Here is a 15,928-nt window from a genome sequence, read left to right on the forward strand (position 1 = left end):
CACCATGACCACCTCGACGACGAAGTCGACCACCTCGAAGCAGTCCATCGCCGCCCTGACCGCCGCGCTCCTCGCCGCCTGCGTCGCGTTCCAGCTCAACGCGAGCATGCTCAGCCCGGCGCTCGTGACGATGGCCCGCGAGCTGCGCACCGACGACGCCACCATCGGGCTCTCGCAGACGCTGTTCTTCACCCTGGCCGCGCTGTTCTCGTTGTTCCTCCCGCGCCTGTCCGACATCGTCGGCCGCAAGCGCGTGCTGCTCGGCATGCTCGCCGTGATGCTCGTCGGCAGCGTCGTCGCAGCGCTCGCCGTGAACGTGCCGATGCTCTTCGCGGGGCGCATGATCCAGGGCGTCACCGGCCCGGTCGTGCCGATCGGCCTGCTCATCCTCCGCAACGAGACCGCCGACCCGAAGCGCTACGGCGCCGCGCTCGGCCTCCTCACCGCGGTGAACGGCGGCATCGCGGGCGTCGACGCCCTCGCCGGCGGCTGGATCGCGACCCACTTCGGGTTCCGCGGGATCTTCTGGGTCATCGCGGTCGTCACCGTCGTGGCCGCGCTCATGGTCGCCGTGTGGGGTGTGGAGTCGAAGCCGTCCGCCGGCACCCGGATGGACTGGTGGGGTGTGCTCCCGCTGGTCGTCAGCGTCGGCGCCCTGCTCACCGCGTTCAACGAGGCGGGCAAGCTCGCCGCCGCGAACTGGGGGCTCGTGGTGGGCGGCATCGTCGTCGCGCTCGTCGCCTTCGGGGTCTTCTGGGCGGTCGAGTCGCGGGTGCGCGAGCCGCTCGTCGAGACGCGGTTCCTCAAGCGCCGCGGGACCTGGGCGCTCCTCGTGACGACACTGCTCACGATGACGGGTGTGTTCGCGGTCGTGAACGGACTGGTCACGAGCCTCGCGCAGAACCCGGACGCCGGCTTCGGGATGGAGGCGGACCTCGCCTCGCTCGCGTTCCTCACCCCGTACGCGCTGGTCGGCTGGATCGTCGGTCCGTTCGCCGGTCGGCTCGCGCCGACGCTCGGCTACCGCGCCGTGCTGCGTGTCGGCCTGGTCGGGAGCATCGTCGCGACGCTCGTCATGGCGTTCGTCGGCGTGCACTCGCTGCCCGTGCTCGTCGCGGCGACGGTCCTGATCGGCATCACCTACGCGGGCATCGCGAACATCATCCTGAACGGCCTCGGCATCGTCCTCTCGCCGGAGTCGAACCCCGGCTTCCTGCCCGGCCTGAACGCTGGTGCCTTCAACCTCGGTGCCGGCATCAGCTTCGCCGTGCTCCCGGCGCTCCAGATCGCGCTCGGGACCGGCGGGTCCGCGGGCACCGCCGGGTACTCCGGTGGCATGCTGCTCGGTGCCGTGATCACCTGCGCGGCACTCGCCACGTCCTTCCTCATCCCGCGCCCGGCCTCGGCCGAGACAGGAGTCGCCGCATGACCGGCATCGTCGTCGTCGGCAGCCTCAACGCGGACCTGGTGGTCCGCACGGAGCGCTTCCCGAAGCCCGGTGAGACCCTCCAGGGGTCCGACCTCGCGATCCTGCCTGGGGGCAAGTCCGCCAACCAGGCGGTGGCAGCCGGGAGGCTCGGGGGCACCGTGCGCATGATCGGTGCGGTCGGCGACGACGGGAACGGTCGACTGCTGCGCGACTCCGTCGCGGCGGCGGGTGTCGACACGACGCACGTCGCGGTCCGGGAGGGCGTCGCCACCGGCACGGCCGTCATCACGGTCGACGGCGCAGGGGAGAACACCATCGTGATCTCCGCCGGCGCGAACGGCACGCTGACCCCGGACGACGTCCCCGCCGATGCCCTCGACGGTGCCGGCGTGCTCGGTCTCTGCCTCGAGGTCTCGATCGACGTCGTCCTGGCCGCCGCCCGCGCAGCGCACGCCGCCGGGGTCACGGTGCTCACGAACCTGTCCCCGTTCGGCGAGGTCCCGGCCGAACTCCTCGCGCTGACCGACGTCCTGCTCGTCAACGAGCACGAGGCCGCCGAGCTCGGGGAGCACGGCGTCCGACGGTCGATCGTGACCCGGGGTGGTTCGGGCTGCGTCGTGCACGACGGCGACGCCGAGCCGGTGTCGATCGACGCCGTGCGGGTCGAGCCGGTGGACACCACGGGCTGCGGGGACGCGTTCATGGGGGCGGTGGCGCTCCGCCTCGCCGCGGGCGACCCGCTCGTCGAGGCCGCGCGGTTCGCGGTCGGTGTCGGGGCGTACGCAGCGACGAAGGCGGGCGCGCAGGCGTCGTACCCGACCACCGCGGAACTCGAGGCGTTCCTGGCGCGGTGAGGCGCGCCTCCCGGGCCGTGCCCGTCGGCCCGGGCCACTAGCGTTGTGGCATGCGCGTGGGAGTCCTCGACATCGGGTCCAACACCGGCCACCTGCTCGTGGTGGACGCTCACGGCGGGGCGGCCCCGCTGCCGGCGTCGTCGTTCAAGCAGCCGCTGCGTCTGGCCGAGCACCTCGACGACGCCGGCGCGGTGACCCAGGCGGGCGTCGACGCCCTGACGTCGTTCGTCGCCGACGCCGTCCGCGTCGCCGAGGACCGCGGGTGCGAGGACATGCTCGCCTTCGCGACCTCGGCCGTCCGCGACGCCGTGAACTCCGACGCGGTGCTCGCGCACGTCGAGCGGGCGACCGGCGTCGAGCTGGCCGTGCTGTCCGGTGGCGACGAGGCGCGGTTGACCTTCCTCGCCGTCCGGCGGTGGTTCGGGTGGTCCGCCGGTCGCCTGGCGGTGTTCGACATCGGCGGCGGGTCCCTCGAGATCGCCGGGGGTGCCGACGAGGCGCCGGACGTCGCGTGGTCGATGCCGATCGGCGCCGCACGGCTCGCCCGCTCCTACTTCGCCACCGGCACCCCGACCGAGGACGACGTGCGCCGGATCCGCCACGAGATCCGCGTCGAGATCGCCCGCGACGCCGGGTTGCTGCTGCGCGCCGGCCGGCCCGACCGTGCCGTCGCGACCTCGAAGACGTTCCGGTCGATCGCCCGCATCTGCGGTGCGGCGCCGTCCGCCGCCGGGTCGCTCGTGCCGCGGGCGCTCGACGGCGATGTGCTCCGCGCGAAGCTGCCCGCCCTGTTGACGATGTCGGTCGACGAGCTCGCGACGCTCCCCGGGGTGTCGCCGAGCAGGGCGCACCAGGTGGTGCCGGGCGCGCTCGTCGCCGAGGCCTGCCTCGACATCTTCGACCTGTCGGCGCTGGAGATCTGCCCGTGGGCGCTCCGCGAGGGCGTGATCCTCGAGCGGCTCGACCAGCTGTCGGTGCTCGGCTGAGGGGCTAGCCCCGCTTCGGCGGCGCGAGCAGCCACGGGCGGATGAGCGTCGTCACGAACGGCAGCACCCAGAACGTCATGATCGGCGTGAGCACCAGTGTCGTGACGAGCACCCGCGGCAGCACGGGGAGCGCGCCGAACGCCGGGACGAGCCAGCCGACCAGGTACGTGAACGCCAGGTTGACCGGGAAGAAGCCGAGCCAGATGCTCACGGCCTGCTTCCACCGCGGCGGTGCACTCGACGCCGGGGCATCGGCCGGGGCGTCGAACCAGCCCTCGATCCCGGTGCGCTTCTCGACCCGGGACTCCACCACGAGGTCGCGGCCGAGGTCGAGCCACCGCAGCCGGTCGTCGGAGTTCTCCCACGTCGCCAGGGCGTCGTGGTCGGCGAACCGGTAGAGCATGTGCCACTCGCGGCTCGTCGCGTGCGAGCGGACCCACCCGGAGCCGAGGAACCCCGGGTAGCGGTTCGCGAGGTTCACGCCGGACTGGACCCAGCGGGTGGCGTCCGGGATGCGGTCGGGTTCGACGAGGCGGGTGATGGAGACGGTGACGGGCGGGCCTGCACTCACGGATGAGGAGGACAGGCTCCCTGGCTCTTGTGGAGTCATGCGTCCAGTCTGGCCGACGCGTGTTTCCTGCTCGTGTCGTGGGCGTCCGGCTAGCTGGCCTGCTTCCCGGCGGCGGGCTTCGCGGGGGCCTTCTTCGCCGGGGTCTTCTTCGCCGGGGCCTTCTTCGTGGGTGTCTTCTTCGCGGGGGCCTTCTCGGCCGGGGCCTTCTTCGCGGGCGCCTTCGTGGCCGGTGTCCGCTTCTGCGACGCGTCGGCAGTGGACTCCTGCTTCGTGGAACGGGACCCGCGCCGGGAACGCGACCCCGCGCCTCCAGACCCGGACCGCTTCTTGTCCACCGACGCCCGCAGGGCGGCCATCAGGTCGATGACGTCGCCACCCTCGTCATCGTCGTCGTCCGCGCGTTCGCCGAAGGTCTGCTCGGTGTCGATGTCGTCGCCGGACTCCAGCTTCGCGTCGATGAGCTGCTGCAGCTCCACCTGGTAGGCGTCGGTGTAGCGGTCGGGGTCGAAGTCGGTGGACATGCTGTCGACGAGTGACGACGACATCTTCAGCTCGTTCGCACTGACCTTCACCGCCGCGTCGAGGGCCGTGAAGTCGGCGGCACGCACCTCGTCGCCCCAGAGCAGGCCCTGCAGCAGGATGACGTCGTCGTGCACGCGCAGGACGCCGAGCCGGGTCTTCTGCCGGAGCGTGAACTGCACGATCGCCAGCCGGTCGGTCTTCGTGAGGGTCTCGCGCAGGAGCACGTACGCCTTGGGGGAGCGGGAGTCGGGCTCGAGGTAGTAGGACTTCTCGAACATCATCGGGTCGACCTGGTCGACGGGGACGAACTCGAGGACCTCGATCTCGTGCGACTGCTCCTCGGGGAGCTGCTTGAAGTCGTCGGCCGTCAGGACCACGGTCTTGTCACCGTCGTCGTAGGCGCGCTGGATGTCGGCGTACTCGACCTCGTGGCCGAACTCGCACACCCGCTTGTACCGGATGCGGCCCTTGTCCTCGTCGTGGACCTGGTGCAGCGAGACGTCGTGGGTCTCGGTCGCCGCGTAGACCTTGATCGGGACGTTGACGAGCCCGAACGCGATGGAACCCTTCCAGATCGACCTCATGGCCACATGATGCCCGTCTCTCCACGGGAGCGCCCGCAGCGGACGGGTTCTCCACAGATCCCGCTTCGCTGAACCGCGGTGGCCGCGGCGCGAGCACCATGGGCCCATGAGCCAGCTCGACAAGCAGGACCCGCGCTCGCAGTTCCCCCGTCCGCCCTTCCCCGCGCAGACGCAGCAGGGGTCCGGACTGGCGAGCGCGATGGACCCGGCACCGGACCATGGCGAGACGAGCTACCTCGGCACGGGCCGCATGCCCGGCTACCGTGTGCTCGTCACCGGGGCCGATTCGGGCATCGGGCGGGCAGCGGCGATTGCGATGGCGAAGGAGGGCGCGGACGTCGCCCTGAACGCCCTGCCCGAGGAACGCGACGACCTCGAAGCCGTCCGCGACGTCGTGGGCGACCTCGGACGGAAGGCCGTGCTGCTCCCCGGCGACCTGACCGACGAGGGGTTCTGCGACACACTCGTGCGCGACGCGGTCAGCGAGCTCGGCGGACTCGACGCGCTGGTCCTCGTCGCCGGCCACCAGCAGGTGCACGAGGACGTCACGGCGCAGTCGACCGAGGACTTCGACCGCACGATGAAGGTCAACCTGTACTCGCTCTTCTGGCTGGTCCGGGCAGCGGTGCCCCACATGGCGCCGGGCAGCGCGATCGTCACGACGAGCTCGGTGTCCGCGTACCAACCGCAGGACCGGATGATCGACTACGCGGCGACGAAGGCCGCGATCATCACCTACACGAACGGGCTCGCGCGACAGCTCGCCGCGAAGGGGATCCGGGCGAACACCGTCGTTCCGGGCCCGGTGTGGACGCCGCTGCAACCGATCAGCTACCCGGGCGACGAGATCGCCGCCTACGGTCAGGACACCCCGTTCAGCCGACCCGCGCAGCCCGTCGAGCTCGGCAGCGCCTACGTGTACCTGGCCGGACCGGAGTCGTCGTACACGTCGGGGACGACCCTCACGGTGGCGGGCGCGACCGGGGTGGCGCTGTGAGCCCGGCGGCCCGCAAGACCGTCGTCCTCGTCGGCGACCGTCGACTGGCGATCACCAACACCGACAAGGTGCTCTACCCCGAGACCGGCACGACCAAGGGGCGGGTGATCGAGTACTACGAGCGTGTGGCGCCGTGGATGATCCCGCACGTGAAGGACCGCCCCGTCACCCGGAAGCGCTGGGCGAACGGCGTCGAGGGCACGGTCTTCTTCGAGAAGAACCTGCCGGACTCCGCCCCGGACTGGGTCCGGCACCACACCATCCACCACGCCGAGCACGACAACGAGTACCCGATCGTCGACGACCTGCCGACCCTGGTGTGGATGGCGCAGCAGGCAGCACTGGAGCTGCACGTGCCGCAGTGGCGGTTCGGTCCCCGAGGCGGGCAGCAGAACCCGGACCGCCTCGTGCTCGACCTGGACCCCGGCGAGGGCGTCGGCCTGCCCGAGTGCGTCGAGGTCGCCGTCGCCGCGCGCGAGATCCTGCACGGCATGGGGCTCGACCCGTACCCGGTGACGTCCGGGTCGAAGGGCATCCACCTCTACGCCGCGCTCGACGGACGCGCGACCACCGCACACGTGTCCGAGGTCGCGCACGAACTTGCGAAGGCGCTCGAACAGGACCTGCCGGACCTCGTGCTGTCGTCGATGAGCCGCAAGGAGCGGACGGGCAAGGTGTTCGTCGACTGGTCGCAGAACAACGGCAACAAGACGACGATCGCGCCGTACTCCCTGCGCGGCCGTGACCGGCCGACGGTCGCCGCTCCACGCACGTGGCAGGAACTCACCGAGCGGGGGCTCGCGCAGCTCACCCTGGACGAGGTCCTCGAACGCCTGGAGGAACGGGGCGACCACCTGCACCCGGTCGCCTCCGCCTCGTTGGCGGTCGGGCGGGACGACCACGGTCACTGGGACAGCGACCGGACCCAGCGGGCGAACGACGCGGAGCAGCCGGCCCGCGACCGGCTCACGGCCTACCGCGCCAAGCGCGACGCCGCGAAGACCCCGGAGCCCGTCCCCGAGGACGCCCCGACGGTGCGGAAGGACGGCACCCCGACGTTCGTCATCCAGGAACACCACGCCACCCGTGACCACTACGACTTCCGGCTCGAGCACGACGGGGTCCTGGTCAGCTGGGCGCTGCCGAAGGGCGAACCCACCGACCCGGGGAAGAACCACCTCGCGGTGCAGACCGAGGACCACCCGCTCGAGTACGGCGCGTTCGAGGGCACGATCCCGAAGGACGAGTACGGCGGCGGGACGGTCACGATCTGGGACGACGGCACGTACGAGCTCGAGAAGTGGCGCGAGGGCGAAGAGGTCATCGTCACGCTGCACGGCCGGACCGGGGGCGCTCGCCGTCTCGCGCTGCTGCACACCCGCGGGCGGGGTCGTGGGCGTGAGGGCGACGAGAAGAACTGGCTCATCCACCGCACGAAGGACCAGCCGGACCGCCTGGCGGACGGCGGGGACCCGGCGGCGGCGAGCCGCGCCTCCCGGTCCGCAGCTCCGGGGCGTGCGGCGAGCCCGCGCATCGACCGGACGGCCGCGTCGGACACCGCTCCGGCTGATCGCCGCACGATGCAGGCGACCCTCGCGAACGGCGAGCCGTCGCTCGACGCATCCGACTGGGCGTTCGAGATGAAGTGGGACGGCATCCGCGCGCTCGCGACCGTGCGGGACGGCACGGTCACGCTCCGCAGCCGCAACGACAACGACCTGACGGCGCAGTACCCGGAGCTGCAGGAACTCGGCGACCGGGCCGGGGTCGACGGGGTGTTCGACGGCGAGATCGTCGCCCTCGACGACCGGGGGCGGCCCTCGTTCCAGCTGCTGCAGAACCGGATGGGACTGACCCGATCGCGAGAGGTCGAGGCAGCACGGCGGCAGACGCCGGTCCGGCTGCTGCTCTTCGATGTGCTCGAGGCGGACGGCCACGAGCTCACCCGGCTCGGGTACGACGCGCGTCGGCAGGCGCTCGAGACGGTGGTCGAACCGGGCGGTGCGATCGACGTCCCGCCCGCCCACCAGGGTGACCTCGCCCGGGCGATGGCTGACTCGGCGGAGCAGGGACTCGAAGGGGTCGTCGCGAAGAAGCGCACCTCGAAGTACGCCGAGGGACGGCGATCCGAGGCCTGGCTCAAGCTGAAGCACCACGCCACGCAGGAGGTCGTGATCGGCGGGTGGAAGCCGGGGAACGGCCGACGCGCCGGCGGGATCGGCTCCCTGCTGCTCGGCGTGCCGGGGCCGGACGGGCTGGAGTACGTCGGGAAGGTCGGCACCGGGTTCCGTGACCGCGACCTCGATGAGATCGGCACGGTGCTCGGCGCGCTCGAGCGGGCGACGTCACCGTTCGTGGACGTTCCCCGGCCGGACGCCCGTGACGCGCACTGGGTGACGCCGAAGCGCGTGGGCGAGGTCGAGTTCGCCGAGTGGACCTCGGACGGCCGACTGCGCCAGCCGTCGTGGCGGGGGTGGCGGTCGGACAAGGACCCGTCGGAGGTCGTCCGGGAATCGTGAGCATGCGTCCGCATGGGGTCCGCCCCGGGCGAACAACCGTCCCCCGTTCCGGCTGCGGTCGGGGGACGATTCGTGTGCGGGACCCCGCGCTGCCGTCGCGTGCTGTTACCTTCGCCGGGACGAAAGGGCACGAGCATGAGCGCGAGCAAGTACCTGCCCCCGTTCACCACGGGGGAACGCGTCACGATCGCGGGGGACCGGTCGGCGCACACGTCCGTGGATCCGGGGGTCGCGGTGGCCGAGCCCGAGGTGACCTACGCGGACTTCCTCGGTGACGAGGTCGACGAGTAGGACCGGCGCAGGGCACAGCACCGGCCGTGGAAGAGGACGGCCCGTGCGCCGGATCAGGGGACGCACGGACCGCCGTCGAGACGCCGTGGCCGTTCGTTCAGGGATGACCGGCCACGGCGCGTTCTCGACCAGGCGCGCAGCACGCTCCTGGTAGGCACGTAGGGAAAGACGTGGTGACGACCGGAAACGTCACGCGAGAACCGGGGAAATCCCACGAGGAGTCGATCCTGAGCGACGCTGATGCCCTGGCGTCCCTGTCGGACGCCTCCCTCGTCGAGCGCAGTGCCGACGGTGACACCGTCGCGTTCGGCGTCCTGATCCGGCGGTACGGTCCGCACATGCGTGCCTACGCGGCCCGGATCCTCGGCCACGGCGACGGGGAGGCCGAGGACGCCGTCCAGGAGGCAGCGCTGCAGGCGTGGCAGCGGATCGACCGGGTGGACGACCCCGAGCGGGTGCGGAACTGGCTGTTCCGCATCGCGGCGAACAAGGCGCTCGATCGTCTCCGTCGGCGACACCCGCACCTCGACCTCGACGCGGTGGTCGACGCTTCCGACGACCGTCCCGTCGACGAGGTGGTCAGCGCGCGCCTGCAGGTCCAGGAACTCGCGCGTATCGTGCAGGAACTGCCGGACGGAGCCCGTGTCGTCTGGGTGATGCGCGAGATCGGTGGGGCGTCGTACGCCGAGATCGCCGAGGCCACGGGGATGTCGCAGGCCGCGGTCCGCGGCGCGCTCGCCCGGGCACGACGCCGGGTCCTCGAGCGGATGGAGGGCTGGCGATGACCGACGACGAACGGTTCGGCGCGTTCTCCCTCGAGGAGCTCTCCGACTACCTGGATGCCGACCGCACCCCGGCCAGACCCGACATCGACGCCGATCCCGAGGCCTCCGTCGCGTTGGCGCGCCTCGAAGTCCTGCGGACGGCGTCACGCGACCTGCTCGACGCGGACGTCGCGGCGACCGCCGTCGACGACGGGTGGATCGCGAGCGTGCTCGCCTCGGTGCGGACGACGGCACACGCGGGCCGGGACATCCCGGTCCCCGACGAGGACCCCGCCTCGACGCTCGTCGTCACGGAGGGCGCCCTCCGGGGACTCGTCCGTGCGCTCGGGGACGAGGTCCCCGGCGTGGTCGTCCGCCGGACGCGGTTCACCGGCGAGATCGGGACCGCCGGCGCCCCGATCGACGTCGAGGTGTCGATCGCCGCGAGCACCGACGGGCCGGTCCACCTCCGCGCGGAGGCCCTCCGAACGCGCATCGCGGACACGCTCGCCGTGCACGCGCCGTTCGTGGTCCGGTCGCTCGTGGTGCACGTGGCCGACGTCATCGACGGAGACCGATCGTGACCGCCGACGTCCGGACCGTCTCGCGCGGACTGACCGCGGTCGTGCTCCGCGTCCCGGGGGTCCGCTCCGTGCTCCCGCCCGGGCCGAAGCTCGCGACGCTCGTCCGGGACGTCCGCTCGGTGCTCGACCTGCCGCGGGACGGCGGTGCCGTGCTCGTGCAGGACCGACCGGACGGCGCACGCATCCGGGTGGTCGTGACGACGGACCGGCGGATCCCGACGCTCGACCTCGTCCGGAGCGTCCGCGACGCCGTCGTCGCCGAGGCCGCTGCGCTGCTCGGACGCCGGCCCAGCGACGTCACCGTGCGGGTCGTCGAGATCGACTGAGCCCCGGTCCGCTGCGGCCTGATCCGGCCTGGTCCTGCATGGTGCGGCCTGGTTCGGCCGCTGCCGGTTTCAGGAGGCGGGTGCGGGGCCGCTCGACGGAGCGGCGTCGTCGGCGACCGGCAGACCCTCGTCGACGAGGTCGTCCTCTGCCGGTTCGACCACGTCGGCCGCGGCGGCCTTCGCCTCGTCGATGGACTCCTGGGAGCGGCGGAGCAGTTCGTCGTCGTGTGCAGGTTGGTCGGTCATGCCGGCGACCCTACGCCGGCGCCCCTGAGTCGGCGTCGCGGTGCCGGACGTCCGACGGCGGAGCGACCTGCGGCTCGAAGTCCACGGCCGAGGTGGGCGCCGGAGTGGTCGGCATCGCCGGGACCGCCGGCGTGCCGAACGCGTCCGCGGCGTCGAGCACGGCCCGGGTCGCCGCTGCAGCCGTCCGCAGGGCGTCCTCGATCGGCATCGCCCGGTGGGCGGCCGTCCGGACCTCGACACCCCACGGCTCGTCGAACCCGAGGTCCCGCACGGTCCGGACGAAGCCCGGGACGTCCCAGGCGCCCGCCCCGGGGAGGTGGCGTGCCTCGCGGGCCTCCTCGGCGAGCGTCATGCCCGCGGGTGTGTGGAGCAGGCCGTCGCTGAGCTCGACCGCTGCCAGGGTGGCCGGTGCGACGCCCTCGCGGATGGAAGCCAGCGTGGAGCCGCCGCGCAGCGCGTGCATCGCGTCCACCAGGAGTCCGCCGTTCGGGTGACCGGCGGCCGTGACGAACCGGGAGGCGCGTTCGACGGTCGGCAGGTTCGACCACGGTTCGGGCTCGAGGACGAGCTGGGCACCGACCGCCGCGGCCTGGCCGGCCAGCGCGTTCCAGTCGTCGACCATGGCCGTCGGCGCGACGCCGGGCAGCGTGACGTCCGCACGCGCGACGACCTGCCAGGCGCTGAGCGTCGCGGCGGCCTCGAGCACGACGCCGCGGTCGGCGTCCTGGTCGGTGGTGTGGCTCGCGCACGTCCACCAGCGTTCGAGCGGTCCCAGCTGGACCCAGACGATCCCGGCACCGTCGAGCATGCGGCGGAGCTCGACGAACCCGATCGTCGCCCGCACCTCGTGCAGGTCGCCGAGCGACAGCGAGAGCCCTGCGAAGCCTGCGGCACCGACGGCGGCGATGCGCTCGCCGATCGGTTCGGTCCCGGCCCAGGTCCAGGACGTCGCGAGCAGATCGTGTTCCTGCACGGCGGCACCTCCGTTCTCCGGACGCGCCGCCCCGCCCCGTCGCGGTCCGCGTGTCCTGTGTGGGACGCCGCACACCCCGCGGCGGCGTCGACACATTGCTACTCGGCGAGGCTGCGAGCCCTCCCAGTCCGCCGTCACACGGGGGAAACGCGACGGCGTCAGACGATGACGGTCCGCACCGAACCGACGCCGCCGATCGTGCCCTCCAGCAGGTCCCCGCGGTCGACGACCCCGACCCCGTCCGGTGTCCCGGTGAACAGCAGGTCGCCCGGCGCGAGGGTCACGAAACGCGAGAGCTCGGCGACCGTCTCGGCGACCGACCAGATCTGGTCGGCGAGGTCACCGGTCTGGCGGACGTCGCCGTGCACCCGGAGTTCGACGGTGCCCGAGGTCGGGTCGACGTCGGCGGCGGGGGTGATCGTGCCGACCGGGGCCGAGGCGTCGAAGCCCTTGGCGGTGTCCCACGGGCGTCCGAGCCGCTTCGCCTCGGCCTGCAGGTCGCGTCGCGTGAGGTCGATGCCGACCGCGTATCCCCAGACGTGGTCGAGGGCCGCGTCGACGGGGATGTCCGACCCGCCCCGGCCGATCGCCACGACCAGCTCGACCTCGTGCTCGAGCTGCCGGGTGACGGACGGGTACGGGGTGTCCGCGCCGTCCGTCACGACCGCGTCGGCCGGCTTCGTGAAGAAGAACGGCGGTTCGCGGTCCGGATCGTGTCCCATCTCCCGAGCGTGCGCGGCGTAGTTGCGACCCACGCAGAACACCCGCCGGACGGGGAAGCGCCCGCCGGTCGTGGTCGGGACGGTCGGGACGGTCGGGGCCGGGATGACGAACTCGCTCACCGGTCCAGCGTGCCACCGGGACCCGGACGGTGGGTCAGCCCTCGGTGATCGAGGCCTCCCACCGGAGTCGTCGTGCGCGTGCCCGTTCCTGCCGTTCGCGCCACTCGATCCGCATCTCCTCGAGTCGTTCGAGGTCGCCGGCTGCACGGACGAGTGGCCCGTAGTGCGGGTGCGCGAGCAGGCTGGGGGTCCGGCGTTCCATCCGGTCCAGTCGGGCCTTGAAGGACGCGTCGTCTTCATCCGAGATCACGGTCAGGTCGTTCCTCTCTGCCGCGGAGCCGTCGCGCGGCGGTCGTCTTGTGATCGTCGAGCGCGCGCTCGACCCACTTGTCGTCGTCGGTCACCCATGCCCGGGTCATCAGGGCATCGGTCATCAGAGCGGCCGCGTCACGGCGCCGCTCATCGGTCGACAGCGCCCGCTCGACGACCCACGACCAACGCTGCCACCAGTGGTCCCGGTGGCCCAAGAACTCGGTATTCCGCCGCGCCCGACGCCCCTCGACCACCGTGACCACCACGCTCGCGACCGCCACCATGGCGCTGAGCAACGACACGCTCGCGCTCGTCCAGCCTGCATCCATGTCCGCCACCCTGACGCGACAGGACCGGCCACGCGCCGAGCGTGACCGGTCCTGTGGAACGTGACCCGCGCCTCCCGGATGTGGAGGAGTGCGCGGACGCGCGTCAGTTGCCGGGCGCAGCCCCCTCGGACTCGCCCTCGCCCGGGTCGCCGCCCGTGCCCTCCGACGCCGCCTCGTCCTGCGGCCAGCCCGAGAACCGCCACGCACCGACCGTCGGGTGGTCCTCGCCACGCGAGTAGGCGTACTCGCGCGCCGCCGTCCGGGCCTCGGTCAGCCGCGTGCGCAGCGCTTCGTGCGCATCCGGGTCCACCCGGGTCAGGGCGTCGTGCGCGAGCGCGAACCGGTCCATCTCGTTGCGCATGAGCATGTCGAACGGGGTCGTCGTGGTGCCCTGCTCGAGGAACCCGTGTACGTGCAGGTCGTCGTGCCCGTTCCGACGGTAGGTGAGCTGGTGCACGAGCGACGGGTACCCGTGGAAGGCGAAGACCGTCGGGGTGCCGGGCAGGAACAGTGCGTCGTACCGCTCGTCGGGGATGGGGTGCTCGTGCTTCCGCGGGTCGCCGATGGACAGCAGGTCCACGACGTTGACCACCCGGACACCGACCCCGGGCGCGTGGCGGCGGATGATGTCCGCGGCGGCCACGGTCTCGACGGTGGGGACGTCACCGGCGCAGGCGAGCACGACGTCGACGTGCCCCTCGGCCTCCTCGGTGCCGGCCCAGTCCCACTGCCCGACGCCGGCGTCCGCGTGCGCGACGGCGTCCTCGAGGGACAGGAACACCGGTTCGGGGTGCTTGCCGGCGACGATCACCTCGATGCGGTCGGTCGTCTCCATCGCGTGTGCCGCGACGGCGAGCAGGGTGTTCGCGTCCGCCGGCAGCTTGATCCGGACGAGGTCCTGCTGCTTCGACGCGACGACGTCGAGGAACCCCGGGTCCTGGTGCGAGAAGCCGTTGTGGTCCTGGCGCCAGACGTGCGACGACAGCAGGATCGACAGGTTCGAGACGGGGGCGCGCCAGTCGATGTCGGTGGACGACTCGAGCCACTTCGCGTACTGCCCGACCATCGAGTCGATGATGTGCGCGAACGCCTCGTACGTGTTGAGGATGCCGTGACGACCGCTCAGCACGTAGCCCTCGAGCATGCCCTCGAGCAGGTGCTCGGACAGCACTTCGGTGACCCGGCCGTGTGCGCCGAGGTGCTCGTCGCCGACGCCGCGCTGGGCACGCCAGACCCGGGAGGTCACGTCGAAGACCGCGTCGAGCTTGTTCGACACCGTCTCGTCCGGGCCGAAGAGCCGGAAGGACGCGGGGTTCCGCTCGATGAGGGCAGCGAGCCAGGGGCCGAGCGTGCCGGTCGCGCTCGCGTCCTCGCCGACCGGGACCCCGAACTCCTCGAGCCCGGGGCGGTCGAGCGCCGTGCGGAGCCGACCGCCGTTCGCGTGCGGCGTCGCGCTCATCCGCAGGTCGCCCGCGGGCCGGATGGTGGTGAGGATGCCGATCGGTTGCCCGGACTCGTCGAACAGCTCCTCGGGGCGGTAGGACCGCATCCACTCCTCGAGCTGGCGGCGGTGCTCGTCGTTCTCCCGCACGGCCGGCAGCGGGACCTGGTGGGCACGGAAGGTCCCCTCGACCTGCTCGCCGTCGACCTCCTTCGGGCCGGTCCAGCCCTTCGGCGTCCGCAGGATGATCATCGGCCAGCGCGGGCGCAGGTCGGTGGCGCCGGCCGGTTGTCCGGCCGCTGCCCGCTGGGCCTGCGCACGGGCCGCGGCCTGGATGTCGTCGATCGTCGCCAGCGCACGCCGGAGCGCGCCGTCGAACAGGGCGTGCACGGCGAACGGGTCGTCGTCGACGCGGGCGGAGTCCACCACGATCGGCTCGTACCCGAGACCACGGAAGTACGCGTGCAGGTCGTCGTGCGGGATGCGGGCGAGGATCGTCGGGTTCGCGATCTTCCACCCGTTCAGGTTGAGGATCGGCAGCACGGCGCCGTCCGACACCGGGTCGAGGAACGTGTGCGCCTGCCACGAGCCGGCGAGCGGGCCGGTCTCGGCCTCGCCGTCGCCCACGACACAGGCGACGACCAGGTCGGGGTTGTCGAGGGCCGCGCCGTACGCGTGGGCAAGGGAGTAGCCGAGTTCACCGCCCTCGTTGATCGAACCAGGTGTCTCGGGGGCCGCGTGCGACGGGATGCCACCCGGGAACGAGAACTGGCGGAAGAACTGCCGCAGTCCGTCCGGGTCCGGGGTGATGCCCGGGTAGAGCTCGCCCCACGTCCCGTCGAGCAGCGCGTTGGCGTTCATCGCGGGGCCGCCGTGCCCGGGGCCGCAGATGTACAGCAGCTGGCGGTCGGTCTCGGCGATGAGTGCGTTGCAGTGCGCGTACACGAGGTTGAGCGCCGGCGAGGTGCCCCAGTGTCCGAGCAGGCGGGGCTTGACGTCGTCGGGTGTGATCGAGCGGTCGAGCAGCGGGTTGTCGAGCAGGTAGATCTGGCCGACGGTGAGGTAGTTCGCGGCGCGCCACCAGGCGTCGATCGCGCGGATCCGGTCGGTGCTCGAAGGGGATGCGGGGGCCATGACCCCACGGTACGGAGGCGGTCGCCCGAGAAACCCAGAAAAACTTCCAAACCGTTCGGCAGGGGGTGCCGAATGCATGTCACAAGGGCAAACGCCCAGGGCGCTCTCCGGTCACGAACGGCCGGGCCTCAGCAAGCACACAGCACGGCACGTGCACAGGAGCACGTCGCCACCGGCCGGAGCCCCCGAGACAGCAAAGGACAGATCCCATGCGCAAGTCCCTGAAGACCTCCATCACCCTCGCGACCACGGGTGCGCTCGTGCTCGGCGGTGCCGCGTTCGGC

17 protein-coding genes are annotated in these 15,928 nt (G+C 72.1%); 9 read left to right on the forward strand and 8 right to left on the reverse strand.

What is annotated here, in order from left to right; genetic code table 11:
- Positions 1-4 precede the first annotated feature (4 nt).
- The 3 genes from ACIQUC_RS16140 to ACIQUC_RS16150 are packed head-to-tail and all read left to right on the forward strand — an operon-like array spanning position 5 to position 3,269.
- A complete protein-coding gene (locus tag ACIQUC_RS16140) occupies positions 5-1,429 on the forward strand; it encodes an MFS transporter (RefSeq protein ID WP_402268982.1) in 1,425 nt (474 codons plus the stop codon).
- The gene (locus ACIQUC_RS16145) at positions 1,426-2,283 is read left to right on the forward strand and encodes a ribokinase (RefSeq protein ID WP_402268984.1); all 858 of its coding nucleotides are present in this window, start codon (positions 1,426-1,428) and stop codon (positions 2,281-2,283) included. Before ACIQUC_RS16140 ends, ACIQUC_RS16145 begins: the two co-directional genes overlap by 4 nt.
- 50 nt (positions 2,284-2,333) lie before the next feature.
- Positions 2,334-3,269, forward strand: a complete 936-nt coding sequence (locus ACIQUC_RS16150; RefSeq protein ID WP_402268985.1) for a Ppx/GppA family phosphatase — start codon at positions 2,334-2,336, stop codon at positions 3,267-3,269.
- A 4-nt stretch (positions 3,270-3,273) separates the two neighbouring features.
- Here ACIQUC_RS16150 and ACIQUC_RS16155 read toward each other — a convergent pair whose 3' ends face one another.
- Entirely contained in the window at positions 3,274-3,879 is a 606-nt protein-coding gene (locus ACIQUC_RS16155; protein WP_042723911.1) for an antibiotic biosynthesis monooxygenase, read from the reverse strand.
- Between the two features lie 50 nt (positions 3,880-3,929).
- Positions 3,930-4,946, reverse strand: a complete 1,017-nt coding sequence (locus ACIQUC_RS16160) for a Ku protein (RefSeq protein WP_402268987.1) — start codon at positions 4,944-4,946, stop codon at positions 3,930-3,932.
- Positions 4,947-5,052: 106 nt separating this feature from the next.
- On the opposite strand from ACIQUC_RS16160, the gene ACIQUC_RS16165 reads away from it, so the two are divergent.
- From ACIQUC_RS16165 to ACIQUC_RS16190, 6 genes are all read left to right on the forward strand, one after another.
- On the forward strand, positions 5,053-5,943 hold the full coding sequence (locus tag ACIQUC_RS16165; protein WP_402268989.1) for an SDR family oxidoreductase: 891 nt from the start codon (positions 5,053-5,055) through the stop codon (positions 5,941-5,943).
- Positions 5,940-8,462, forward strand: a complete 2,523-nt coding sequence (locus ACIQUC_RS16170; RefSeq protein ID WP_402268991.1) for an ATP-dependent DNA ligase — start codon at positions 5,940-5,942, stop codon at positions 8,460-8,462. The genes ACIQUC_RS16165 and ACIQUC_RS16170 overlap by 4 nt, the downstream gene beginning before the upstream one ends.
- A gap of 135 nt (positions 8,463-8,597) precedes the next feature.
- Positions 8,598-8,753, forward strand: a complete 156-nt coding sequence (locus ACIQUC_RS16175) for a hypothetical protein (RefSeq protein ID WP_402268993.1) — start codon at positions 8,598-8,600, stop codon at positions 8,751-8,753.
- 170 nt (positions 8,754-8,923) lie between these two features.
- Positions 8,924-9,538, forward strand: coding sequence for an RNA polymerase sigma factor (locus ACIQUC_RS16180; protein ID WP_402268995.1), 615 nt, complete (start codon positions 8,924-8,926; stop codon positions 9,536-9,538).
- The gene (locus ACIQUC_RS16185; RefSeq protein ID WP_402268997.1) at positions 9,535-10,101 is read left to right on the forward strand and encodes a hypothetical protein; all 567 of its coding nucleotides are present in this window, start codon (positions 9,535-9,537) and stop codon (positions 10,099-10,101) included. The genes ACIQUC_RS16180 and ACIQUC_RS16185 overlap by 4 nt, the downstream gene beginning before the upstream one ends.
- On the forward strand, positions 10,098-10,427 hold the full coding sequence (locus ACIQUC_RS16190) for a hypothetical protein (protein WP_022907587.1): 330 nt from the start codon (positions 10,098-10,100) through the stop codon (positions 10,425-10,427). Before ACIQUC_RS16185 ends, ACIQUC_RS16190 begins: the two co-directional genes overlap by 4 nt.
- Positions 10,428-10,496: 69 nt before the next feature.
- Here the strand turns inward: ACIQUC_RS16190 and ACIQUC_RS16195 are convergent, their stop codons facing one another.
- The 6 genes from ACIQUC_RS16195 to ACIQUC_RS16220 all read right to left on the reverse strand — a co-directional run bounded on the left by ACIQUC_RS16195 (position 10,497) and on the right by ACIQUC_RS16220 (position 15,644).
- The gene (locus ACIQUC_RS16195) at positions 10,497-10,673 is read right to left on the reverse strand and encodes a hypothetical protein (protein ID WP_402269000.1); all 177 of its coding nucleotides are present in this window, start codon (positions 10,671-10,673) and stop codon (positions 10,497-10,499) included.
- A 10-nt stretch (positions 10,674-10,683) separates the two neighbouring features.
- Positions 10,684-11,646, reverse strand: a complete 963-nt coding sequence (locus ACIQUC_RS16200; protein ID WP_022907589.1) for a sugar phosphate isomerase/epimerase — start codon at positions 11,644-11,646, stop codon at positions 10,684-10,686.
- A gap of 158 nt (positions 11,647-11,804) precedes the next feature.
- Positions 11,805-12,488 carry a fumarylacetoacetate hydrolase family protein gene (locus ACIQUC_RS16205; protein ID WP_402269002.1) on the reverse strand — a complete coding sequence of 228 codons (684 nt, stop codon included), beginning with the start codon at positions 12,486-12,488 and terminating at the stop codon, positions 11,805-11,807.
- A 34-nt stretch (positions 12,489-12,522) separates the two neighbouring features.
- Positions 12,523-12,738, reverse strand: coding sequence for a hypothetical protein (locus ACIQUC_RS16210; RefSeq protein WP_402269004.1), 216 nt, complete (start codon positions 12,736-12,738; stop codon positions 12,523-12,525).
- Positions 12,725-13,069 carry a hypothetical protein gene (locus tag ACIQUC_RS16215; protein WP_402269006.1) on the reverse strand — a complete coding sequence of 115 codons (345 nt, stop codon included), beginning with the start codon at positions 13,067-13,069 and terminating at the stop codon, positions 12,725-12,727. The genes ACIQUC_RS16210 and ACIQUC_RS16215 overlap by 14 nt, the downstream gene beginning before the upstream one ends.
- Before the next feature lie 103 nt (positions 13,070-13,172).
- Positions 13,173-15,644, reverse strand: coding sequence for a phosphoketolase (locus tag ACIQUC_RS16220; protein WP_402269008.1), 2,472 nt, complete (start codon positions 15,642-15,644; stop codon positions 13,173-13,175).
- Between the last annotated feature and the right edge of the window lie 284 nt (positions 15,645-15,928).

The sequence above is a fragment of the Curtobacterium sp. NPDC098951 genome, assembly GCF_044759965.1.
In the GTDB taxonomy this organism is placed as follows: Bacteria; Actinomycetota; Actinomycetes; order Actinomycetales; family Microbacteriaceae; genus Curtobacterium.

Bases quoted from the DNA above. Each gene is read 5' to 3' on its own strand.
- ACIQUC_RS16215 (WP_402269006.1), bottom strand. From the start codon at position 13,069: ATGGATGCAGGCTGGACGAGCGCGAGCGTGTCGTTGCTCAGCGCCATG.
- ACIQUC_RS16220 (WP_402269008.1), bottom strand. From the start codon at position 15,644: ATGGCCCCCGCATCCCCTTCGAGCACCGACCGGATCCGCGCGATCGAC.
- ACIQUC_RS16165 (WP_402268989.1), top strand. From the start codon at position 5,053: ATGAGCCAGCTCGACAAGCAGGACCCGCGCTCGCAGTTCCCCCGTCCG.
- ACIQUC_RS16155 (WP_042723911.1), bottom strand. From the start codon at position 3,879: ATGACTCCACAAGAGCCAGGGAGCCTGTCCTCCTCATCCGTGAGTGCA.
- ACIQUC_RS16185 (WP_402268997.1), top strand. From the start codon at position 9,535: ATGACCGACGACGAACGGTTCGGCGCGTTCTCCCTCGAGGAGCTCTCC.
- ACIQUC_RS16160 (WP_402268987.1), bottom strand. From the start codon at position 4,946: ATGAGGTCGATCTGGAAGGGTTCCATCGCGTTCGGGCTCGTCAACGTC.
- ACIQUC_RS16140 (WP_402268982.1), top strand. From the start codon at position 5: ATGACCACCTCGACGACGAAGTCGACCACCTCGAAGCAGTCCATCGCC.
- ACIQUC_RS16195 (WP_402269000.1), bottom strand. From the start codon at position 10,673: ATGACCGACCAACCTGCACACGACGACGAACTGCTCCGCCGCTCCCAG.
- ACIQUC_RS16145 (WP_402268984.1), top strand. From the start codon at position 1,426: ATGACCGGCATCGTCGTCGTCGGCAGCCTCAACGCGGACCTGGTGGTC.
- ACIQUC_RS16150 (WP_402268985.1), top strand. From the start codon at position 2,334: ATGCGCGTGGGAGTCCTCGACATCGGGTCCAACACCGGCCACCTGCTC.
- ACIQUC_RS16175 (WP_402268993.1), top strand. From the start codon at position 8,598: ATGAGCGCGAGCAAGTACCTGCCCCCGTTCACCACGGGGGAACGCGTC.